General features: G+C 59.5%; 19 protein-coding genes and 1 pseudogene. 5 read left to right on the top strand and 15 right to left on the bottom strand.

The features are described from left to right. The first annotated feature begins 159 nt into the window (after positions 1 to 159). Positions 160 to 1,077 carry a LysR family transcriptional regulator gene (locus OU800_RS08045; protein ID WP_268182683.1) on the top strand — a complete coding sequence of 306 codons (918 nt, stop codon included), beginning with the start codon at positions 160 to 162 and terminating at the stop codon, positions 1,075 to 1,077. A gap of 211 nt (positions 1,078 to 1,288) precedes the next feature. On the opposite strand, the gene OU800_RS08040 is transcribed toward OU800_RS08045, so the two are convergent. The 5 genes from OU800_RS08040 to OU800_RS08020 all read right to left on the bottom strand — a co-directional run bounded on the left by OU800_RS08040 (position 1,289) and on the right by OU800_RS08020 (position 3,490). After that, the gene (locus OU800_RS08040) at positions 1,289 to 1,702 is read right to left on the bottom strand and encodes an ester cyclase (RefSeq protein WP_268182682.1); all 414 of its coding nucleotides are present in this window, start codon (positions 1,700 to 1,702) and stop codon (positions 1,289 to 1,291) included. A gap of 219 nt (positions 1,703 to 1,921) precedes the next feature. Then, positions 1,922 to 2,185, bottom strand: a complete 264-nt coding sequence (locus tag OU800_RS08035) for a hypothetical protein (protein WP_268182681.1) — start codon at positions 2,183 to 2,185, stop codon at positions 1,922 to 1,924. A gap of 86 nt (positions 2,186 to 2,271) precedes the next feature. Beyond that, entirely contained in the window at positions 2,272 to 2,601 is a 330-nt protein-coding gene (locus OU800_RS08030) for a hypothetical protein (RefSeq protein ID WP_268182679.1), read from the bottom strand. Positions 2,602 to 2,680: 79 nt separating this feature from the next. Next, on the bottom strand, positions 2,681 to 3,109 hold the full coding sequence (locus OU800_RS08025; RefSeq protein WP_268182677.1) for a hypothetical protein: 429 nt from the start codon (positions 3,107 to 3,109) through the stop codon (positions 2,681 to 2,683). A 135-nt stretch (positions 3,110 to 3,244) separates the two neighbouring features. Beyond that, entirely contained in the window at positions 3,245 to 3,490 is a 246-nt protein-coding gene (locus OU800_RS08020; RefSeq protein WP_268182676.1) for a hypothetical protein, read from the bottom strand. A gap of 150 nt (positions 3,491 to 3,640) precedes the next feature. Between OU800_RS08020 and OU800_RS24270 the strand changes: the two are divergent. After that, positions 3,641 to 3,895: pseudogene (locus OU800_RS24270) on the top strand (IS110 family transposase); the annotation flags it as partial. Positions 3,896 to 3,924: 29 nt separating this feature from the next. Then, positions 3,925 to 4,092 (top strand): hypothetical protein, encoded by a 168-nt coding sequence (locus OU800_RS24265; protein ID WP_442964743.1) that lies wholly within the window; start codon positions 3,925 to 3,927, stop codon positions 4,090 to 4,092. A 279-nt stretch (positions 4,093 to 4,371) separates the two neighbouring features. On the opposite strand, the gene OU800_RS08010 is transcribed toward OU800_RS24265, so the two are convergent. The 4 genes from OU800_RS08010 to OU800_RS07995 all read right to left on the bottom strand — a co-directional run bounded on the left by OU800_RS08010 (position 4,372) and on the right by OU800_RS07995 (position 9,154). Continuing rightward, positions 4,372 to 6,513, bottom strand: coding sequence for a KAP family P-loop NTPase fold protein (locus tag OU800_RS08010; protein ID WP_268182674.1), 2,142 nt, complete (start codon positions 6,511 to 6,513; stop codon positions 4,372 to 4,374). A 293-nt stretch (positions 6,514 to 6,806) separates the two neighbouring features. After that, a complete protein-coding gene (locus tag OU800_RS08005) occupies positions 6,807 to 7,502 on the bottom strand; it encodes a hypothetical protein (RefSeq protein ID WP_268182673.1) in 696 nt (231 codons plus the stop codon). A gap of 228 nt (positions 7,503 to 7,730) precedes the next feature. Further along, the gene (locus OU800_RS08000; protein WP_268182672.1) at positions 7,731 to 8,183 is read right to left on the bottom strand and encodes a type II toxin-antitoxin system RatA family toxin; all 453 of its coding nucleotides are present in this window, start codon (positions 8,181 to 8,183) and stop codon (positions 7,731 to 7,733) included. Between the two features lie 242 nt (positions 8,184 to 8,425). After that, positions 8,426 to 9,154, bottom strand: coding sequence for a GntR family transcriptional regulator (locus OU800_RS07995; RefSeq protein WP_268182670.1), 729 nt, complete (start codon positions 9,152 to 9,154; stop codon positions 8,426 to 8,428). A gap of 322 nt (positions 9,155 to 9,476) precedes the next feature. Between OU800_RS07995 and OU800_RS07990 the strand changes: the two genes are divergently transcribed. Both OU800_RS07990 and OU800_RS07985 read left to right on the top strand, forming a co-directional pair. After that, the gene (locus OU800_RS07990; RefSeq protein WP_268182668.1) at positions 9,477 to 10,541 is read left to right on the top strand and encodes an aromatic ring-hydroxylating oxygenase subunit alpha; all 1,065 of its coding nucleotides are present in this window, start codon (positions 9,477 to 9,479) and stop codon (positions 10,539 to 10,541) included. Continuing rightward, positions 10,538 to 11,488 (top strand): PDR/VanB family oxidoreductase, encoded by a 951-nt coding sequence (locus OU800_RS07985; protein WP_268182666.1) that lies wholly within the window; start codon positions 10,538 to 10,540, stop codon positions 11,486 to 11,488. Before OU800_RS07990 ends, OU800_RS07985 begins: the two co-directional genes overlap by 4 nt. A 259-nt stretch (positions 11,489 to 11,747) precedes the next feature. On the opposite strand, the gene OU800_RS07980 is transcribed toward OU800_RS07985, so the two are convergent. The 6 genes from OU800_RS07980 to OU800_RS07955 form a co-directional block, all read right to left on the bottom strand. Beyond that, positions 11,748 to 14,138, bottom strand: coding sequence for an efflux RND transporter permease subunit (locus OU800_RS07980; protein WP_268182664.1), 2,391 nt, complete (start codon positions 14,136 to 14,138; stop codon positions 11,748 to 11,750). A gap of 46 nt (positions 14,139 to 14,184) precedes the next feature. Further along, on the bottom strand, positions 14,185 to 15,246 hold the full coding sequence (locus OU800_RS07975) for a WD40/YVTN/BNR-like repeat-containing protein (protein ID WP_268182662.1): 1,062 nt from the start codon (positions 15,244 to 15,246) through the stop codon (positions 14,185 to 14,187). A gap of 49 nt (positions 15,247 to 15,295) precedes the next feature. Continuing rightward, positions 15,296 to 16,660: a DUF1329 domain-containing protein gene (locus tag OU800_RS07970; protein ID WP_442964742.1), complete on the bottom strand. Its 1,365-nt coding sequence runs from the start codon at positions 16,658 to 16,660 to the stop codon at positions 15,296 to 15,298. Positions 16,661 to 16,677: 17 nt separating this feature from the next. Further along, positions 16,678 to 18,303: a DUF1302 domain-containing protein gene (locus OU800_RS07965; RefSeq protein ID WP_442964741.1), complete on the bottom strand. Its 1,626-nt coding sequence runs from the start codon at positions 18,301 to 18,303 to the stop codon at positions 16,678 to 16,680. A gap of 85 nt (positions 18,304 to 18,388) precedes the next feature. After that, positions 18,389 to 19,156: a coniferyl-alcohol dehydrogenase gene (locus OU800_RS07960; protein ID WP_268182657.1), complete on the bottom strand. Its 768-nt coding sequence runs from the start codon at positions 19,154 to 19,156 to the stop codon at positions 18,389 to 18,391. Between the two features lie 37 nt (positions 19,157 to 19,193). Beyond that, on the bottom strand, positions 19,194 to 20,669 hold the full coding sequence (locus OU800_RS07955) for a benzaldehyde dehydrogenase (protein WP_268182656.1): 1,476 nt from the start codon (positions 20,667 to 20,669) through the stop codon (positions 19,194 to 19,196). Between the last annotated feature and the right edge of the window lie 249 nt (positions 20,670 to 20,918).

Raw genomic sequence — 20,918 nt, 5'->3', positions numbered from 1 at the left:
TGCGGGCCCAGTGCTTTTTGACTCACTGCGTTCGCCCTTCGGGCCAGCCTTCGGCTGTTACTCCCGTTGGTCGTTGCGGCTGTTTTTGCGGGGCCGCCATCGGTATTGCACTGGCCGCCTCGCCTACGTTTTTCAACGGCCTGTTAGGAGATTACCGACATGAAGCTGCCATCGGGCATCGACATGGACTTGCTGCTGACCCTGGACGCCTTGCTGGATGAGCAGAACATTACTCACGCCGCATTGCGCCTGGGCATCAGCCAGCCCGCGATGTCCGCTCGATTGGCGCGCCTACGCCGGGTGTTCGGCGAACGGCTGTTCATCGCCGCGCCTACTGGGCGCGGGGTTCTGCCGACACCACGCGCTCTGGCGCTGCGCCCAACCTTGCGGCAGGTTCTAAGTGGTATGTCGGCACTGCTGGAGCCCGTGGTGTTCGACCCCGCCACCAGCCAGCGGGCTTTCGTCGTGGCCTTGCACGAAAACCCGGCCCTGATGCTGGGCGCCGAGCTGTTCAACCGGATACGCGAGCAGGCGCCGATGGCACGCCTGCGCTTCGTCCTACCCGATCCCAACACGCTATTTCTGCAGATGGAAGAAGGCGAGATCGATCTCTTCATCGGTATTGGTGAAGCCATCAACCAAGGCTGGGTGGGTCGTCAGTTGTTCTCCGACCACTTCGTCACCGCACAGCGCAAAGGCCATCCACGCGGGCAGCGTGAACTGGATCTAGCGGCATTCTGCTCTTTGCCGCATTTGCTGGTTTCATCGGCAGGCGACCCTTTCTCTGGCATCGTGGATCGCGCTTTGACCAAGCTCGGCAGCAGCCGCCAGGTGGTGATGTCGACTCAAAGCTACGCCATGGCACCACCACTGGTGGCAGGCACCGATCTGCTATGTACGCTGCCGCGTCGTCTGCTGCAGCAGTTCGCCACCTCCCTGGATCTATTCGAGCCACCGATCGTTTTGCCATCGCTGTCCCTCAACGCCTATTGGCACCCTCGCAACCATGAGGATGCCGCCAGCATCTGGTTGCGCGAACAGATACTCAGTGTCGCCGGTGTAATAGGCCCGAAATGACGATGCACCGCCCCCCCATCCGTGAGGGCTATTGATCGCCGCCTGAGTCTGCTCGAGAAAGCCCGCAGGATGGGTAGAGCAATGCAAAACCCATCGTCTGCTGCATCCTGAGTATCGCTATGCTCTACCCAGGCTACCCGCTGGTAGCGTTGCGCCCGCCGACGGTTCGACATGAGCACCGCCGCGAGCAGGCGTTCGCTCGATTGAGAGGTCAGGACTGGTTCGGGTCGCCAGGGCTAAGGAGCTGCGCCTCGATAGCCGCCTTGTCGATGACGGACCAAACCTGCACGATCTTTCCGTCGCGGAACTCGTAGAAGACATTCTCGGTAAAGGACACCCTTCTTCCGCAAACATCCAGGCCAAGGAATTTCTCCCTGGGCGTACAGTTGAAGCGAAGCCGGCTGGCTATGTACGGAGGATCGCAAGCCAGTAACTCGATATTGAAGGAAAGATCCGGTATCTCGGAAAAGTCTTTCTCCAGCATGCGCTGGTAGCCTGACACGCCGAGGTGCACGCCGTTATGAGTAGCCTCCTCATGAACAAAGCGCCCCAACGAAAGCCAATCCTGCTGGTTCAAGCAGTCGATGTAGTCTCGGTAGAGATTCGATAGTTCAGATTTGTTCATCTTTAACCCTGCACGGTATGGAGCTGAAAAATCACCCATTCAGGTGAGAAATTTCATTTATCGAGAACACCTTAAATGCGACAGTTCCCTTCCCCAAACAACGAAGAGCACAACAAATAACTGTCAACTTTTCCGTCACTAACGCTTGGTTAAGGGGCGAGCTTTAGCCCGTCCCAGCGAGCGGAGCGAGCGTTTTAAATGCTGTTGTCAGAAATTATACTACTCGGAGTTTAGTAGCTCTCTAAGCTTATCACTTTTATATTTATCAAATGCAATGCACGTTATTTTTTTGATTTTCTCCGCCTCAGTGAGGTTTTTGCAAAAAGCGTAAGCAGCTTCAACTGCTGATTTGTCAGAATGCATTTCTGTCTTTTCTATTTCTACTTGCCTTTCAAATTCTTCCTTGCTTGGCTCTGCTAGAACTGAAAGGCTTAGAAAGAAAAATATTGCCATCAAGAAAGTTTGGACAATATTACTTTGCATGCGTAGAGTTCTCTAACGTTTGGTTAAGGGGCCGGCTTTATCGATCCCAGCGAGCGATTTGAACCAGTAGTTATGAGCGTGCGTGGTCAATTTATTAGCATGCCTGCCCACCCACTGAAATATATTATAACCGGTGCAATGCATAGGTACGGGATGAGGACGATGATTCTTATTATCCATGACCTAATTGGCAGTAGAAGTATGGCAAAAATTCCAGCAATAAAGGCCGTCACTCCAGCTAGGGCAACCCCGCCCTCTGAGATGTTTTTGGAAACACGGCCAAACATTAGGCCATAAAGCATAAAAGAATATCCAGCTAATAGCGGTGCCCAGAGTGGAGAGGTGATAACTGCAAGGCGCAGCAAGATGGATATCACGGCATTTTGTAGTGCGATGGCACGGGATTCTATATTCATGCTCATAACGTTTGGTTAAGGGGCGGGCTTTAGCCCGTCCCAGTGAGCGAAGCGAACGGTTTGAACCAGGTGTTAGAGGTCAATCGACGGACCACCAGATTTCCAAGCTGTAGAGGCCATTATTGAGACGCTGAACCATCTCAAGTTGCACCGTCATACCGTAGTTCTCGTCTTCAACCACCAGAGATGCTGAGTCGAATTGAAGGTCGTGGTGAAGGCGTTCAACCAAAGACCTAGCGATTTCCTGAGCATCTTGAGATGGCGTTTCTTTGGTGTATTGACCAAGCGAGCCCTGGAAGAAACGACCTAGATCTTGAATATCTTTTTCGGTGAGTTCCAAGAACTGTCGGCCAGCTGTAACTAAGGATTCTCTTAACGAAGTGATTGAGCAGTTATGCGCCTGCTGGTAGCCAAATTTGAATGTAAATAGAAGACCGCCCTCTGTGTAAACAGCACTAGAAGCGTTTGCCAAGCCTTCAAGGAATCCGAGAGTTCGCTTGCTGAGCATATGACCTCTAACGTTTGGTTAAGGGGCCGGCTTTAGCCGGCCCCGAAGTGAGCGAAGCGAGCGACTTGAACAAGTGTTAGAGTTGCTCGGCGTCACATGTAAGCGCTGAATCCGCACTGTTATCTGCCTTCGGGCCTATTTTTCAGGGCGAATGTAAAAGCTTTGCAACTCCAGTGGTGCAATGTCCGGATGGCTTTGAAATATAGGGTTGAGAATTTCCGTAAGAATGGAGCCCATGATTGCACCTGCTGCGCGACAGTACTCTTGTGATTCAGGTTCTGAACTCTGCTGGTGAACAAGGGCGACCGTCTCGTCTATTCGCCCACTCACCTCTAGAAGAATTCTTGAGACTTCCACTGCTAGTCCATGGTCATTGATCACGGTCTGCTCCTAGAGCTCTAACGATTAAGCTAAGGGGCCGGCTTCGCCGGTCCCAGCGAACGAAGTGAGCGCTTTGAATGCTGTAATGGACTCTCCCACGCCACAGTTCTATACCGGAGCACTGTGATAGCCGAAATTGGGAGAGCCGTTATGAAGCGCATCGCTGTTGATCTGGCCAAGTCCGTTTACCATGTTGCCGAGAGTGTCCGTTACGGCCAGGTGGTGCAGCGCAAGCGGCTGAACCGAGAGGCGTTCCGACGATATATACAGGAGCAGGCCGAGCCGGTCGAGTGGGTGATGGAGGCCTGCGGCACAGCGCATTACTGGGGACGGTTGGCGCAATCGCTAGGTCATTGGGTGAAGCAGCTGCATCCTCGCTACGTGCAACCATACTCGCCGCAAAACGCTGCCAGGCCCAAACGCCGGAAAAGCTGATGCTGTTGCAGCGCTGGGCTGTGCAGACGGCAGCGCGGATCGGCCACAACAAGGGTGCTATGGCGCTGGCCAACAAGCTGGTGCGGATCTGCTGGGCGGTGTGGTGCCATGAGCAGCGGTTCAGTGGCAATTGGCAGAGCGTCAAGCCCGTCTGGCGGCGGGGGTAATCAGTAAGGGAGTGATGGTTTTCTTGTGGTTGCAGTGAATAGCGAAACTGTCGGAACAGGCGAGTCCTGCAGCGGAACAAGGCCGATAACAATGATGATCCCCGTGATCGATTGAACGCTTGGCCCCCGCTGCGCGAACTACAGAATGGCCAGGGCGCAAGAGCCCAGAACAGGCCGGATATACGAATGCAACCGCGCTGACGACAGGATCGAAAAGCTATTGCTCACTACTTGTGGGGGTAGTCCATATAGGCATTGTTAGGCAAATTTCGCCAATTGCTACTCATCACCAAAATCTTTAGGCCTCCACCCAGAAAGATATTTATCTGCCAATTCAAATAAATCCCCAATTTCATCCGGTGGAGACGCTTTCAGTTGATCGATTCGATCTCGCAGTACATTTTCATCGCCATACAGATCGATCAATATATCCCATGCAAGTCTCGGTTTTAGCCGCACAGCACGACTTCCCATTGACTGACTCCTAACCTCGCTTCTTGCGCTTTTCAGTAGCGCATATGTGACATCCGTGGAGTCCGGAACCATTAAATCTGGCTCGTCTGGGTCTGCTTCCCTTTTAACAAGCAACATCGTCCTTAGTAAATCAGTTTCGCTTGCTAGTTCGTCGGCGCTGGCAGAACGAACCTGGGCTCGCCATTCCACTTCAAAAGCTTTCGCGGCCTCCTCAGAAACCAGCTTGTGACCTGCCCCTTCTCGATAACCAACGTCAGTTATAAGTTCTTGCCTTGAAGACAAAGATTGTATCTGGGGCAGTATTTCCTTAACTGCGGCCTCAATGACTTCTGGTTCTTTAAGTGCGCGGATGAGCCGGTAAACAACTCTTCCAACAACGAGCCTTGTGTCTAGATCAAACATTCCGCGTTGACGATCTGGAAGCTGTGGAAGCAGATTTAGCAAAACCACCGTCCCGGGGATAACATGTTGATCAGCAAAATCATCTTCATACGCTTCAAGTGACGAAATAATGTCCTGTAATTGATCTAAGGGCAGCGATTTTAAATAAGTCTCGAACTCAGTTTTATCGGAGATCAACGACCAAGCAATCTCGGCGTTAGAGAAAGCCTGTAGTTTCTCACCCGCAGCGCGCTCTAAGTAGTAACGAAGCACTTCTACATGAGCTACCCGTCTTTCCTTGAGCCAACGATTACTCCAATCTCCACCATAATGTGAGCCACCTAAATGCCGTTCGCCACCAGGAAATAATCGCCTGACCAAGTTACGTATGCTTTCTTCGTGCTCTCCTCCTTTTGCTACCAGATTATCGATCTGATTTTTCAGTTCTGGGGATTCTTCACGGTAGCCATATCCGCTTGCGGTCGTTGTCAGTCCATCCACAGAAGAGTGCAAACTATGAAATACATCTGGGAGAAAAACTCGTACTGCTTCTAATGCCAACACATCAACCAGTGCAACTTGAGCCCCTATATCTCTTGCAGTGCAATGTATAGCTGCTGCATATCGACGAACATCTCTCATATTTCTTATTAGTGGGCGAATCACCTCCATGAAGACATCTGGCCAAAGGTCTGAATCAAATCTCCCTGTGTTCTCGATATCTTCAAGTGCAGCATCTATTGCTTTGAATATCTGCGTATTCAGTACATGCTCTGGAATTGCGGGTAGATCAATTGCTATTTGGAGTATTTTCTCGAGATAGTCCCGCCCCGGAATTCCTTGTTCCCCCAGAGCTTGTTCGACACGATAGCGGTCAAAAGCTAACAAATAGATGATATTCGGGAAGTTTGCGGTTAATCGAACCAATTTGAATACATCGCGTATTTCTTGGGTCGATAAGCGATCTATGTCATCCAATATAACGACTATTGGCTTATCTATTTTCTTGAGGGATCGGCGTACCCTATTTTGGCTTGATTTAACACCTTTCTTTTTCCGCTGCAATGCCTTAGCAACGAGGTCCGTTACGACTCGTCCCCGTTCAATCCATGGCCCTACTAGTGGCAACCAACCCAAGCCAGAAAAAGTATCACCATACTCCTCAATAAGCTCTCCAATTTCAGATAGTTCAGGACGGAGCTTTAGTTGAGCAGATAGCTCTATGAAAAACGATTGAACAAGTTGATCTGCTCCACTGAACATCCATGGATTAAATTCAAGTACCGTTACGCCTAATTCCCTTAGAAAAGACTGGGACAAATTTACGAACGACGTTTTCCCTGATCCCCAGGGTCCTAACACACCGACAACCACTCCTTCGCTACAATCAAGAGTTAATACTTGTTCAGCAAATGATGAAGCAGGCTTGAGTCGTCCAAGCGCATCTTCCTCTGCTGTAGTAATTGGATTATCTGCGGTAATTCTTGCCGTTTTCTGCTCTTCCTCAGGCACAGAAGAATTTTCGATTTCTTGAACTACCGAATCTTCCTTCTTCCGTAAAAACATGGTGCGCATCCAATACATGATTTTTGATTGCCTAACAGTGATTAGATGGAAGGCGGTACTAACACGATAGTAGAGCCTTCCATCTAACTCCGCACCATCGGCATGACCACCGCAGAAAAAACAAATTAAATCAACTACTTACCACTCACCTACTGAGCTGCCAACGTATTCGCCTGACTTCCTCTTTTTGCTCTACCATTACTACTGTACAAAAACACAAAAAAGATGAAATTTACTTCCGCAAAAATAAATTTGCTATCTTTTCCTTTCTATTGCAGAGCAGCAATACATACTTACAGGACAACTGCGATGGCATTCTCTAACCGACCTGCGGGACGCCCGAAGAGTTCGTTGGCGTCCTCGGGATCCAACTGGATGTCAGGGAACTCGCCAACTGTACATTCATATGTGCCGCCCGCCTGGACTTCAATTACTCGGTTCGTAATAGGATCAATTACCTGAAGCCGTTGCGCGACATATCGTCCCGTTCTACAAACGTTCACGCGTCCCTTGCCAGGCCGATGAGGGCTCGAAGCTTGAATGCCTGCACGCACACGCAAACCAACATAATGAAAAGGCACGACACGTTCGGAAGAGAGGCGACGCAAGGCGTCCACGGCGGGCTTTGAGGCGCAGTCGGCAGCTTTGGCTAACCTCTCCTCCAATGGCTCCAGAGGAATCGGATCGCACAATTTCGTTTTGAGGGCTTCCGCGAGCTCTGTTGTCTCGAGAGAGTACAGATGCTTCCTGTCTCGTAGCCAGCCGAGCAGCCCGTTTCTGCTGTAATCTTCGCTAAACAACTTGGTCATTAACGCCTCGAAGTCCAATGTTTCGCGTTCTGAACGGACATGGATCTTCCCACCACCTGGGAAGGCTATCGTCACTTCTTGCGCGGAAGGGTTTTCGACGGGTGAATCAATCGCCCACACGGCTAAACCAACGAACAGCGCCGTTGGAATTAGAGTCCACCACGGAACGGTCTTGGCCATCGCGCTATCTCCCAGTGTCGAATGTACGTATCTCGCCTCAATCTGCCCAACAGCAATTAAGTACTGACAGCTATATTTTCAGACCAACAAAGAGCACAACAAATAGATCCGCCAAATTTTACAGATAACAAATAAATTAGGCCTCAACCAAAAAAATTAACAAATTATTTTATCGAGATACTTTACCCACCAAAACCCATAACTTTTCGGGTCAACTAGAACGATCTATTACACCGTTACTGGTTCGAGATAGCGCTTAATGGCTAAAAGTCTATTTTTCATATCTTTTGAAAACACATAGACAGCCACCGGCAAAAACAAGCGCCCAATAAACCCTCCTTTCAAATCAAAACTATACGTAAACACTAGCAAACTCCGCGTTTCACTTAATCGTTTGACATTCCAAGCGCCGCTGAATCGCTTGAGAATCAATGGCCCTCTGACCATAGTCACAGCCGCCACATGTGGTTTACTGAATGAGATATAACAAGAAACCATTACCGAACCGAAACGATTTTTACAATACGAATAGACACCCAAATCAGCACACTCTGCACCATCAAGCAAATAGGCTTCCGTCAAGTAGGGATCCCACGCAAGCCTGTTTGTATAGTCTTGAGTGATATCAAACAGTTTTTCCTGACTACACTCGATCTCGATCTGGTGCTTGATAGTCTTCATCGTCAACACTGATTAAATGGAAGGCGGTACTAATCCGATAGTAGAGCCTTCCATCTAACTCCGCACCATGCCGTTACGCCTGGTACTGAAAAGCCTTCCAAATCATAGTTTTATCAGCAGTCCTCAAACGTTTTCCCACCATGGCGCTCACCGAATAGGCTGTCTGCACGGTTCCCGGATTGCATCCGGGCTACGCAGCTCGCTGCGGCTGAATAGCCAGGCCGTTGCAGAAGAGGCTCTTGCTACTCCGCCTTTTGAGCGCCCCGCTGAATCACCGTCCGCCCGCTACTACCGCCCTCCTCCGTGCCGAACAACCGTGCGTAGCGCAAAGTGGCGTTGGCGTGTTCGCGCATGATGCCTTCAGCGCGGGCGCCCTGGCCGGCGAGTACGGCGTCGACGGCGGCGTGGTGTTGCAGGTGGGCGAAGTTGAAGCGGCGGTATTCGCGATCGAGGTGGGCGCGATCCACGGCCAGGGCGCTGACCGAGGCGAATGGTAGGTGGTCGTTGCGCGCCAGGGCCGTGGCGATGGCCGGGTTGCCGCTGGCTTCCACCAGGGCCTGGTGAAAGCGCAGGTTGATGTCGTGATAGCGGGTCAGGTCTTCTTCGCTCAGGTAGCCCTTGTCGAATAGCTGGTCGCCTTGTGCCAGGCATTCCAGCAGCACTGCGCGCACGGCTTCGGAGACGCCGCGCTCGGCGGCCTGGCGTGCGGCCAGGCCTTCGAGCACGCCACGCACTTCCACGGCGCCGGCCAGTTCCTCTTCGCCCAGTTGGCGCACCGCGTAGCCGCGTGCGCCATGGCGAATCAGCAGGCCTTCCTGCTCCAGCACGCGAAACGCCATGCGTACCGGCATGCGCGATACGCCCAGGCGCTCGGCCGTGGGGATTTCGGCGATGCGTTCGCCCGCCGTCAGACTGCCCTCGGCGATCATCTGCCGCAACAGCGCCAGCACCCGTTGTCCCGGTTTGCTCATGACCTCTCCTTATCAGGCCGTTGAAAAACTACCTACGTTGGCAATACTGCGTTAAAAACAGCCTCAAAATGCTCATTTACAGAACGTAAACTGCGCTTTTTCGGCTGTTTTTGCCTTGTCTTGCCTACCTCGCCTACGTTTTTCAACGACCTGTTATTGGATCCAATGGCGCCAGTCTACGGCAGCCAATGGCCAGGTCAATTCGGCTTTTCGTGCGATTAACGCCCATTAATGGATCCATAAATCTGGTTTTAGCTGGCTATTTACCCCTAGCAGGCAGACTATTGGATCCAATAACAACAATAGCCTCGAGGAGGTTGCCATGTTCCCGAAGAATGCCTGGTACGTTGCCTGCACGCCGGAAGAGATCGATAGCAAGCCATTGGGCCGCACCATCTGCGGCGAGTCGATGGTGTTTTACCGTGGCCCGGAAAACCGCGCCGTGGCCCTGGAAGACTTCTGCCCGCACCGTGGCGCGCCACTGTCGCTGGGCTACGTCGAGGACGGCCTGCTGGTCTGCGGTTACCATGGCCTGGCCATGGGCTGCGATGGCAAGACCGCCGCCATGCCCAACCAGCGCGTGCAGCATTTCCCCTGCATTCGCCGCTTCGCGGTGATCGAGCGCTACGGCTTCATCTGGGTCTGGCCCGGTGACCAGGCGCTGGCCGACCCGGCGCAACTGCCGCATCTGCAATGGGCGGAGAGCCCCGAGTGGGCCTACGGTGGCGGCCTGTATCACATCGCCTGCGACTACCGGCTGATGGTCGACAACCTGATGGATCTGACCCACGAGACCTACGTGCACGCCAGCAGCATCGGCCAGAAGGAAATCGACGAGGCGCCGGTCAATACCCGCGTCGAGGGCAGCGAGGTGATCACCAGCCGCTTCATGGAGAACATCTCCGCCCCGCCCTTCTGGCGTGCGGCGCTACGTGCCAATGGCCTGGACGAGGACGCACCGGTGGATCGCTGGCAGATCTGCCGCTTCACCCCGCCTAGCCACGTACTGATCGAGGTGGGCGTGGCCATTGCCGGGCATGGCGGTTATGAAGCGCCCGATCAGTACAAGGCCAGCAGCATCGTGGTCGACTTCATCACCCCCGAGAACGACACCTCCATCTGGTACTTCTGGGGCATGGCGCGGCGCTTCAAGGTGGATGACGCCGAACTCACCGATCGCATCCGCGAAGGCCAGGGCAAGATTTTCAGCGAAGACCTGGAGATGCTCGAACGCCAGCAACGCAATCTGCTGCGCCACCCGGAGCGCAACCTGCTCAAGCTCAATATCGACGCCGGGGGCGTACAGGCGCGGCGCATCATCGAGCGTCTGGTCAAGGCCGAGCAGGCCCAGAGCGACGGGCAGATTCTGGCCAGGAGCGCATCATGATCGAGGTCATCATCCGCGCCATGCGCCTGGAGGCCGAGGGCATTCTCGGCCTGGAACTGGTGGCGGCCGATGGCGCACCGCTTCCGCCCTTCGAGGCCGGCGCGCATATCGACCTGCACCTGCCCAACGGGCTGATCCGTCAGTATTCGCTGTGCAACGACCCAGCCGAGCGCCAGCGCTACCGCATCGCCGTATTGCGTGACGCCGCCTCGCGCGGCGGCTCGCAGGCCGTGCACGAGTCGCTGCGCATCGGCCAGCGCCTGAGCATCGGCGCGCCACGCAATCTGTTCGCCCTGGACGAGCAGGCGCCACGCAGCCTGCTGCTGGCCGGCGGCATCGGCATCACGCCGCTGCTGTCCATGGCCTGGCGCCTGCACGCCCTCGGTGCCGACTTCGAGCTGCACCAATGCGTGCGCTCAGGCAAGCTCGCCGCCTTTGCCGAACGCCTGGCCAGCGCGCCCTTCGCCGCGCACACGCATCTGCACCGCGACGATGGCGACGCAGCGCAGAAGCTCGATCTGCCCGCCCTGCTCGCTGCCGAGCCAGCTGGTAGCCAGCTCTATGTGTGCGGCCCCAACGGTTTCATGGAATACGTGCTGGACAGCGCCCGCGCCCAGGGCTGGGCGGAAGAACGCCTGCACCGCGAATACTTCGCCGCGCCGGAGGCTGAGAGCGGCGGTGGCGCCTTTACCCTGCGCATCGCAAGCTCAGGCCTGGAGCTGCAGGTGCCAGAGGATCGCACGGCGCTGGAGGTACTGGAGGATGCCGGTTTCGATATTCCGGTGTCGTGCGGCCAGGGCATCTGCGGCACCTGCCTGACTCGCGTGGTGGATGGCCAGCCGGAGCATCGCGACCTGTTTCTCAGCGAGGAGGAAAAGGCTCGCAATGATCAGTTCACGCCCTGCTGTTCACGCTCGCGCAGTGCCTGTCTGGTGGTGGATCTGTAAGGAGTGGTGCGCGCAGCGCACCCTACGGCTGCACGGAACGGCGCCTATTGATTGAGACGTCGTGTAGCCCCCTCTCCAACCCTCTCCCCGAGGGGAGAGGGAATGGTTTGGCGTGGCTGGAGGCTTGGGCGCTCGCCTGTTTTGACTCCCCCTATCACACCTGCGGAAGCGGGTGTTCGTAGCCCGGATACAATCCGAGGATTTGCGGGCCAGCCAGTTCCCGGATTGCATCCGGGCTACGGGTAGATCGACAGGTGCCCTATCTCGCCGCCTGCCTGCCATCACGCGGTAACAGCAACCAGGCCAGCGCTGGCAGCAGGATCAGCGCGCCGAGCATGTTCACCAGGAACATGAAGGCCAGCAGGATGCCCATGTCGGCCTGGAACTTGATCGGCGAGAACACCCAGGTGGCCACGGCGATGGCCAGGGTCAGGCCGGTGAGCAGCACCACCTTGCCGGTGGCCAGCAGCGCGCCGTAGTAGGCCTCCACCAGGCTGTCGCCGGCCTTCATCCGCGCCAGCAGCACGCTGAGCACGTACAGCGCGTAGTCGATGCCGATACCCACACCGAGGGCGATCACCGGTAGCGTGGCCACCTTCACCCCCATGCCCAGGGCCACCATCAACGCCTCGGCCAGCACCGAGGTGAGCATCAGTGGCAGGATGGCCGCAAGCACCGCGCGCCAGTTGCGGAAGGTGATCCAGCACAGCAGGATCACCGCACCGTAGACCCAGTAGAGCATCTCGTGCATGGCCTTCTCGACCACGATATTGGTGGCCGCCTCGATGCCGGCGCTGCCGGCGGCGAGCATGAATTTCACCTCCGGCAGCGACTGCTGGGCGATGAAGGCCTCGCTCTCGGCCACCACCCGCGCCAGCGTCGCCGCCTTGTGGTCGGCCAGGTAGACGTACAGCGACAGCAGCGAGCAGCCCTGGTTGAACAGCTCACGCGGCGCGCGGGTTTGCACGGCGCCGAGCGCGCCTTCGTTGGGGATCAGCTCGTACCACTTGAGGTTGCCCTCGTTGTAGCCGGCGCTGGCCATCTTGCTCAGGCTGGCCATGGAGTTGGTCGCCTCCACGCCGGGCAGTTGCTCCAGGCGCCAGGCCAGTTCGTCCACTGCGGCCAGGGTGGCGTAGCGCGTGCACTGATCCTCGGGGGTGCGCACCATGATCACGAAGATGTCCGAGCTGGCCGCGTAGTGCGCGTTCATGAAGGCGGCATCGCGGTTGTAGCGCGAGTCGGCGCGCAGCTCCGGCGCGCCGGGGTCGAGGTCGCCGATCTGCAACTGGCTGCCAATGAGCTTGCCGCCCAGCGCCAGCACGGCGCCGACCAACAGCGCGGCGATGGCCCGGCGTGGCGTGGCGAAGCGCGACAGGCCGCTCCACAGCGGGTGCCGCTCATGCCCGCCCTGCTGGTCGCGCAGGCTGCGCTGCGCCGCCCTGGAGCTAACGCCGGTGTAGCTGAGCAGCACCGGCAGCAGCACCAGGTTGGTCAGCACCAGCACCGCCACGCCGATGCTGGCGGTGATGGCCAGGTCGCGGATGACCTGAATGTCGATCACCCAGAGCACGGCAAAACCCACCGCATCGCTGATCAGCGCGGTGAGCCCGGCGAGGAACAGGCGGCGAAAGGTCATTCGTGCCGCCACCAGGCGCGACAGGCCGCGGCCGATGTCCTGCATGATGCCGTTCATCTTCTGTGAGCCATGGCTCATGCCGATGGCGAACACCAGAAAGGGCACCAGGATCGAGTAGGGATCCAGCGCGTAGCCCAGCGACGCCAACAAGCCCACCTGCCAGAGCACACCCACCAGCGAGCAGGCGACCACGGCGAAGGTGCTACGCAGGCAGCGGGTGTAGGCCAGCAGCATGGCCACGCTGACCAGCACGGCGATGATGAAGAACAGCGCCACCTGGCCCAGGCCTTCCAGCAGGTCACCGACTATCTTGGAGAAGCCGGTGATGTGGATGCTCACGCCCTCGGCCTGGTACTTGGCGCGCAAGGCCTCCAGTTGCTGCGACAGCGCGGCATAGTCCAGCGGCTCGCCGGTCTGCGGGTTGCGGTCGAGCAGCGGCAGGAAGATCACGCTGGAACGCATGTCACCGGCCACCAGTTGGCCGATCTCGCCGGAACGGGCGACGTTGGCGCGCACCTCGTCGAGGCTGGCGGGCGAGCCGTCGTAGCCATCAGGAATCACCGTACCGCCGTCCAGGCCCTCTTCGGTCACCGCCGTCCAGCGCGTGGTCGGCGTCCACAGCGACTTCATGTAGGGCCGGTCGACACCGGGCAGCAGGTACAGCTCGTCGTTGAGCCGCGCCAGGGTGTCGAGGTAGGCGGCGTTGAAGATGTCGCCCTGCTGGGTGGCCACGGCGATGCGCAGCACGTTGCCGACGCCGCTCAGTTCGCTGCGCTCGGCGAGGAAGTTGGCGATGTAGGGATGCTGGGTAGGGATGGTTTTCTCGAAGCTGGCATTGATGCCGATGCCGCGCGCCTGCCAGCCAAGCAGCAGGGTCAACGCCAGGCACAGCAGGATCACCAACAGACGGTGATTGAAGATCGCACGCTCGACGACATTGCCCGAACGCGGATCGAAGGTATCCAGATGCGCGGCAACGGTCGGCTCGGCATCGGCAGGACTCTCGAATTTCACTACGCACTCCTCAGGCGTGGCACACGCCACGCAGACAGGGGATCACTCAGCGCTGGGCCGACTGTTCAGGGATTTGCTCGGTGGCAACGCCACTCAGGCCGGCGCTGGCGAGGCTGCCATTAGTGGCCTGGACGACACTGGCCAGGCCCGGTGCCAGGCGCAACGACAGGCTGTGCGCGCTGCGGCTGCCCGGCTGTGCGACCAGCAGCTCACCGCCCTGCCCGGCCAGCAGCAAGCGCCCGTCGGCCAGTTCCAGCGCGGCGGCCAGGGCCGATTCCACGCCGGTATCCAGCGCCTGCCAGGTCTCGCCGCCATCGACCGACCACCAGGCATTGCCACGCAGGCCATAAGCCAACAGCCCCTCCCGGGCGGCAAGCAGGCCGAAGAAGCTTCCCTCGTAGGGCGATGGCAACGCGGCGAAATGTTTGCCGCCATCGCTGGAACGCAGCAGCAGGCCGCGCTCGCCGGCGATGTAGAGGTCGCCGCGCCAGGCGCGAATGGCATAGAGGTTGAGCCCCTGCGGGTTGTCCAGGTGCTGCATCCAGCTCTGCCAGCTCTGGCCACCGTCCTCGGTGCGCAGAATCAGGTTGTAGGCGCCGACCAGATAGCCGACCTGATCGTTCTGGAAATACAGGTCGAGAAAGGGTTTGTCCGGGCCGTCGGCGACCATCGCCTGGGCCTGCGCGATGGCGGTTTCATCACCCGCGGCTTCGGCAGCCTGCAGGATCAGCCTGGCGGCCTGGATGCCGTCGAGCTGCTTGTGCCAGGTTTCGCCGCCATCGCTGCTGTGCAGCACCACGCCGAGATGGCCGACCGCCCAGCCCTGCTGGGCATCGACGAACTGCACGGCGGTGAGGTTGACGCTGACCGGCGCCTCGGCCTGACGCCAGTGCGCGCCATCGTCATCCGACAGCAGGATGATGCCGCGCTCGCCCACCGCCACCAGGCGCTGCCCGGCACGAGCCAGGCCCAGCATCACGCTACGCTCGGCCTTGACGCTATGCAGCGCCGGGCGCTCCAGCACGGCGGGGGCCGCTTGCACGGCCAGGGCGAAAACACCGGCCAGCAGCAGGACGAGCCCGCCGAGCCCTTTCGCTAAGACTTTCATCGAAACCTCCTCGAAGGCCGGGGCAGCAACGCCGCCCCGGTTGCTCGACTCAACGGATGCTGGAGTTGGCCATGGCATCGGGGGTGAAGAAGGAGGCAGAAGGCCGTGGGATCTTCTGGTACTGCACCTTCAGGTCGTTGCTCGAGGAGTTGAGGAAGTAGGCACCGGTGTCGAGGTTGTAGCTACCCCACATCACCTGCGCGGTGAGGGCCGGCATGTCCGGTGCCAGCAGGGTCAGGCTGTACATCTGCCGGCCCAGGCGGCCCTGGGCGTCGTAGCCGTCCACCAGCAGCACCTGCCAGGAGTCCTCGTCCACGTAGTAGGTGCGGCGCGGCACCACATGGCGCTTGCCGGCCTTGAGCGTGGCCTCGACCACCCACACGCGGTGTTTCTCCCAGCGCACCAGATCCGGGTTGAGGAAGCGCGGCTGTACCAGGTCATCACTCTTGGCCAGGGCGGCGCGGTTGTTGTTGTAGGGCACCAGCAGCTCCTTCTTGCCCACCAACTTGAGGTCGTAGCGGTCGGTCGGGCCGAACACCATGAAGGCCTCGTCGAACAGGCCGACGCCGGAGGTGACGAAGTCAGGCGTGTCGTAGGCAATGTTCGGCGCGCGGCGCACGCGGCGCTGGCCCACCAGGTACTGCCAGGCGGCGCGGGCGGCGGGGTCGAGGTCCCAGTGGGTCATCAGCCCTTCGCCGGCCTTGGAGGACGGCAGCTCGGTGTACAGCTTGCCCAGCAGGTACTTGCCGCTGAAGTTCTCCAGATTGCCCTCCTCGAAGTAGTAGGGGAACTGGTAGGAATACTGCGCGCGGGTGGCCTGCACCTTCTTGCCGCCAGCGGTCATCAGCCAGGTGTCGAAGGGCGAGCTGATGGTGTCGCCGCCCTGCCAGGACAGGCGATAGTTCCACAACACCTCGGCGCCGTTCTGCGGGATCGGGAATGGGATGCCGCCATAGGCATTGCTGACCTTCTCGCTGGCCACTTCGAGCTGGGCACGGGTGGCGTTGGCGAAGGTGTTGTCATACACCCACTGCGGTGCGGCGGCGCTGCGATGGGTGGGGTAGACGTCCAGGCGGTAGTCCGGGTACTTGCTCATCAGCAGCTTGGTGCCTTCGGCCAGCAGCTCGCCGTACTGGCTCATGTTGGCGGCGTTGATGCTGTAGAGCGGTTTTTCACCGGCGAAGGGGTCGGCGCGCTTGTCACCGCTTTTGAAGCCAGCCGGTACCTGGGTGTAGCCACCGTCCCATGCCGGGATGCTGCCGTCGGCATTGCCGGCGCGCTCGGCACCCATGGGGGTGAGATCGGTTTTCAGGCGCGCGGCCTGCTCAGGGGAGACGGCCGCTTGCGCCAGGCTGCCAGTGAGCAGGGCCAAGCTGCAGAGGGTGGAAATCAGTGTCTTGTTAGGCATGGTCATTACACCTGTTGTTGTTCTTAGAAAGTGGTCTTCACGTACAGCGAGACGAAATCGCGGTCAGCCAGCGATTGCGCGTAGCTGAAGTTGCCGTCCTCGCGCAGCCCGGCCTCCGGGGCGCCGAAGAAGTTCACGTAGTTCAGGCCCATCTCCCAGCGCTGCAGGTAGGTGGCCTTGAGGCCCACGCTCCAGTCACCGGCATGGGTGTTGCCGAAGCCGGACTTGCTCACCGCCGAGGAACGGCCATCGAGCACCACACCGACGCCGATCGGCACACTGAGGTCGAGACCATCGGCGATCTGGAAGTACGCCGGCTCGGCCAGCACGCGCAGGGCCGTGGCGTCGCGGGTGGTGTTGCTGTCCAGCGCGGCGCGGTTGTCGGTGACGCTCAAGGTGCGGTTCCACGCCAGTTCGGCGAGGATCGAACCGCCATCCCAGAGCGCCGACGGCGACAGCAGGTAGATGGTCGACAGGTTGACGTGCGCGGTACGGCCCTTGGCATAGCGCGCATCGTCTTCGTTGTCCGCCACCTGGCCGGGTGCGATCACCTGCAGGTTGCTGACCAGCGGCGCGTTCCAGCGCAGCGAGGCCTCACCGGCAAAGTTGAAGTCGCCATAGGCGGTGGAGAAGCTGGCGCCGACGGTCTTGATGTCCTCGGCGAACACCTGGCGGTAGGACGAAAGCACGGGCGACGCCCCGGTAGCGTTGACGTAGCCATACAGGCCGCTGGGCGCCTTGTCGTGGTACTGGGCGGCATACAGGCCCAGCTCCAGTTCGGTGCCCTCGGGCTTGAAGCGCAGTTGCACGCCACCCTGGCCACTGTTCTTCGCCTCGATGTCACTGGCGTGCAGGGTGCGCCCGCCGGTCACATCGGTCAGCGCACCGGAGCCGTCGCCGATACCGTCGAGGTCACTCAGGTAGCTGCCAGCGCCCGGCAGGTTGGAGCGTTCCCACTCGAACTGGTAGTAGGCCCCCACCGAGAGCTGCGGGTTGATCTGCAACTGCCCGGAAATCTGGTTGACCGGGCGCAGGATCTCCTTGAACTGGGTGCCCGGCACGCTGAGCAGCTTGACCACGTCGGTCGGCCCCTGCGCGGCGCCGATACCGTTGCCACCATAGAACAGGCTTTCACCGTAGACCAGGCTGTGCCGGCCCAGGCGCAGCACGCCCTGGGAGGTGTCGCCCAACTCACCGCGCAGATAGACGAAGGCGTCCAGCAGCTCGGCATCGCGCCCGTGCAGGTCGCGGGTCTTGGGCAGGAAGTGCGGCTGCTCGCTGCTGTCGGTGTCCTCGTTGTAGACGCGGTCGTACCAGGCCGCGCCGCTGAGGCGCAGGCCGTAGTTGCGGTGGCTCAGATCCATTTCCGAGAGAATGTCGAGGCGATTGGAAACCAGCCCACGGCTGAAATTCTTGTCGCCCTGGCTCTGGATCGAGGGGAACAGGCCACCCGCCGTGGGCGCGTTGGTGAGCCGGTCATCGGCACGGTTGAGGCGCCAGGCCTGGCTGTACTTGAGGGTGTTGTCCCAGCGCAGTTGCCACTCGCTGTCGCCCAGATCGATCTGCGCCGCCATGGCCGGCACGCTGCTGGCAAGACTGACGGCCAGGGCCAGCGAGCGAACGCTGGTATTCGCTTGTGTGTGCTTCATGTCGTTCCTCATTGTTCTTGTTGTGCAGAGGCAACGGCTGTCGGCAGAGACAGCCGTGTTACAGGGGTGCTACGACCTCGTGGGTTCAGAGATAGGTGGAGGCCAGGCCGCCATCGACCGGCAGGTTGATGCCGTTGATCCAGCGCGACTCGTCGGCGCAGAGGAAGGCGATCACCGCGGCCACCTCGTCGGCATAGGCCGGGCGCTTCATGCGATGCGCGTCGGCCTCGGTGCGCTGGGTGCCGAGCATGGCCACGAAGTCGCCGAGGATCGGCGTGAACACCGGCCCCGGCGCCACGCTGTTCATGCGCACCGAATGGGCCATGAACCAGGGCTGCGCCTGGGTCATGCTCCAGACGATCAGCGCTTCCTTGAAGTACTGGTAGCAGGTCTGCGGCGGCACCGGGTTGGCCGCCAGCCAGGCCTCGCCAGCGGCGAACCCTTGGGTGGCCGCCAGTGCCTTGTGCTGCTCCAGGCGCTCGGGCCACTGCGCGCCGAGAATCGAGGCGACGTTGACGATGCTGCCGCCCGCGTTGATGCGCGGCAGCACGGCCTCGGTCAGGTGACGCAGGCCGAGGTAGTTGACCCGCGCCAGCAGGTGCGGGTTGGCCGTACCGGGTACGCCGGCGATATTGCACAGCCCGTCGAGCTGCGCCGGTAGCTGGGCCACGGCCTGGTCGATGCTGGCCGGGTGCTCCAGATCGATCTCGACGAAGCCGTCGAGGCTCATGTGCGGTTCGCTGCGATCCAGGCCGATCACCCGCGCGCCGTGAAAGCGCAGCAGGCGTGCGGTCTCGGCGCCAATACCGGAGGCGACACCGGTTACCGCCAGGGTCTTGCCTTGCAGATTCATCTTGGTTTCCTCTTGTTATTGTTCTGTTGGCTTGGGCTCAGAAGGGGTAGCGCGGCGGCGTATCCTTGATGGTCACCCACTGCCACTGGGTGTATTCGTCCCAGTCCGCCGGACCGCCGACGCTGCCGCCGTTGCCGGAATTGCCGCGCCCGCCGAAGGGGTTGATGCACTCGTCAGCCACGGTCTGGTCGTTGATGTGCAGCAGGCCACAGTGCAGGCGCTCGCCGATGGCCATGGCGCGCCCGACCGAGGGCGAGATCACCGCTGCGGACAGGCCGTATTCGGTGGCGTTGGCCAGCTCCACCGCCTCGTCGTCGTCATCGAACGCCACCACGCAGGCGACCGGGCCAAAGATTTCCTCGTCGAAAGCCGACATGCCGGGGCGCACGCCGGAAAGCACGCTGGGCTTGTAGAACAGGCCGTCAGCAGGCCCCCCCACCTCCAGGCGCGCACCCGCGGCGACGCTGGCCTCGACGATCTGGCAGACCCGCGCGTGCTGGCGTTCGTTGATCAACGGGCCAATGTGCGCCTCGCCACGGGCGGCGTTGCCCACCGTCATGGCACGGGCCTTCTCCACCAGCAGGCGGGTCAGTTCATCGGCAATCGAGGCGTGAGCGAGGATGCGCCCAGTGGCCATGCAGATCTGCCCCTGGTGCAGCCAGGCGCCCCAGGCGGCGTTGCTGGCGGCCAATTCCAGGTCGGCGTCCTCCAGCACGATCAGCGAATTCTTGCCGCCCAGCTCCAGCGCCACCTTCTTCAGCGTGCGCCCGGCCGTCTCGGCCACCTTGCGCCCGGCAGCGGTGGAACCGGTGAAGGCGATCATCTTCACCTGCGGGTTCTCGCACAGCGCCACACCGGCCTCGGCATGGCCCGGCAATACCTGCAGCAAGCCCTGCGGCAGCCCGGCAGCCTCGAACAGGCGCGCGATAAGAAAACCGCCGCTGACCGGCGTTTGCGGATCGGGCTTGAGCACCACCGCATTGCCGGCGGCCAGCGCCGGCGCCACCGAGCGCAGCGACAGCACCAGGGGGAAGTTGAACGGCGAGATCACCCCGACCACGCCATGCGGCACACGCCGCGCATAGGACAGACGCCCGGCCTCGCTGGGCAGCACCAGACCATGGCCCTGCGACAGCAGCCCGGCTGCCTGATGCAGCAGCACGATGGTTTCACGCACCTCATGGCTGCCCTTGAGGATGCTGCCGCCGGTTTCCCGCGCCACGAACAGCGCCAGCTCGGCAAAATGCGTCTCGGCATAACCAGCGGCACGGCGGAAGATCAGCGCCTTGTCCCGCGGCCCCAGCGCCTGCCAAGCTAGCTGCGCCTTGCTAGCCGCGGCGCAGGCGATGCGCACGTCCTCGGCGTTGGCCAGGCCGGTACTGGTCAGCGGGGTATTGGTCGCAGGTTCGCGCACGGTGTTCACCCCACCCAGCGGGGTGACCCAGGCGCCGTTGAAAATCTTCTCGCGCCACTGCTCTTCGCGCAGGAAACCAGCCTCTTTGACTGCGGACATATCGCACTCCGATGTTCTTGTACTTGTGAGGGCACCGCTCGCGATATCGGTTGCGAGCCTGGCCTTGCAAGCACTAGAGCAAGCGCTGTGCCCACTCGCCGAGAAAACTCATGCGGAGGCTCTAATCCGGCACTTTCGTCCAGCTTTCGAGCAGTCGACGGGCTTTTCTTGCCAAACTGAAATTACGCAAATGATCAAAGTTATGCTAATTAACTATCTACCCATTGATGATTTGATGAAGCGAGTCGA

Origin of the sequence: Pseudomonas sp. GOM7 (assembly GCF_026723825.1) — a bacterium.
In the GTDB taxonomy this organism is placed as follows: domain Bacteria; phylum Pseudomonadota; class Gammaproteobacteria; order Pseudomonadales; family Pseudomonadaceae; genus Aquipseudomonas.
The sequence above is the reverse complement of the archived record's forward strand: the minus strand, read 5'-3'. Positions and strand labels throughout refer to the sequence as shown.

What these genes read in the sequence shown, in the direction of transcription:
- OU800_RS08030 (WP_268182679.1), bottom strand. Translation starts at nt 2,601, where the DNA reads ATGAATATAGAATCCCGTGCCATCGCACTACAAAATGCCGTGATATCC.
- OU800_RS07990 (WP_268182668.1), top strand. Translation starts at nt 9,477, where the DNA reads ATGTTCCCGAAGAATGCCTGGTACGTTGCCTGCACGCCGGAAGAGATC.
- OU800_RS07985 (WP_268182666.1), top strand. Translation starts at nt 10,538, where the DNA reads ATGATCGAGGTCATCATCCGCGCCATGCGCCTGGAGGCCGAGGGCATT.
- OU800_RS08005 (WP_268182673.1), bottom strand. Translation starts at nt 7,502, where the DNA reads ATGGCCAAGACCGTTCCGTGGTGGACTCTAATTCCAACGGCGCTGTTC.
- OU800_RS07955 (WP_268182656.1), bottom strand. Translation starts at nt 20,669, where the DNA reads ATGTCCGCAGTCAAAGAGGCTGGTTTCCTGCGCGAAGAGCAGTGGCGC.
- OU800_RS08035 (WP_268182681.1), bottom strand. Translation starts at nt 2,185, where the DNA reads ATGCAAAGTAATATTGTCCAAACTTTCTTGATGGCAATATTTTTCTTT.
- OU800_RS07960 (WP_268182657.1), bottom strand. Translation starts at nt 19,156, where the DNA reads ATGAATCTGCAAGGCAAGACCCTGGCGGTAACCGGTGTCGCCTCCGGT.
- OU800_RS07975 (WP_268182662.1), bottom strand. Translation starts at nt 15,246, where the DNA reads ATGAAAGTCTTAGCGAAAGGGCTCGGCGGGCTCGTCCTGCTGCTGGCC.
- OU800_RS08040 (WP_268182682.1), bottom strand. Translation starts at nt 1,702, where the DNA reads ATGAACAAATCTGAACTATCGAATCTCTACCGAGACTACATCGACTGC.
- OU800_RS07995 (WP_268182670.1), bottom strand. Translation starts at nt 9,154, where the DNA reads ATGAGCAAACCGGGACAACGGGTGCTGGCGCTGTTGCGGCAGATGATC.
- OU800_RS07970 (WP_442964742.1), bottom strand. Translation starts at nt 16,660, where the DNA reads ATGACCATGCCTAACAAGACACTGATTTCCACCCTCTGCAGCTTGGCC.
- OU800_RS24265 (WP_442964743.1), top strand. Translation starts at nt 3,925, where the DNA reads ATGCTGTTGCAGCGCTGGGCTGTGCAGACGGCAGCGCGGATCGGCCAC.
- OU800_RS08045 (WP_268182683.1), top strand. Translation starts at nt 160, where the DNA reads ATGAAGCTGCCATCGGGCATCGACATGGACTTGCTGCTGACCCTGGAC.
- OU800_RS08000 (WP_268182672.1), bottom strand. Translation starts at nt 8,183, where the DNA reads ATGAAGACTATCAAGCACCAGATCGAGATCGAGTGTAGTCAGGAAAAA.
- OU800_RS08025 (WP_268182677.1), bottom strand. Translation starts at nt 3,109, where the DNA reads ATGCTCAGCAAGCGAACTCTCGGATTCCTTGAAGGCTTGGCAAACGCT.
- OU800_RS07965 (WP_442964741.1), bottom strand. Translation starts at nt 18,303, where the DNA reads ATGAAGCACACACAAGCGAATACCAGCGTTCGCTCGCTGGCCCTGGCC.
- OU800_RS08010 (WP_268182674.1), bottom strand. Translation starts at nt 6,513, where the DNA reads ATGTTTTTACGGAAGAAGGAAGATTCGGTAGTTCAAGAAATCGAAAAT.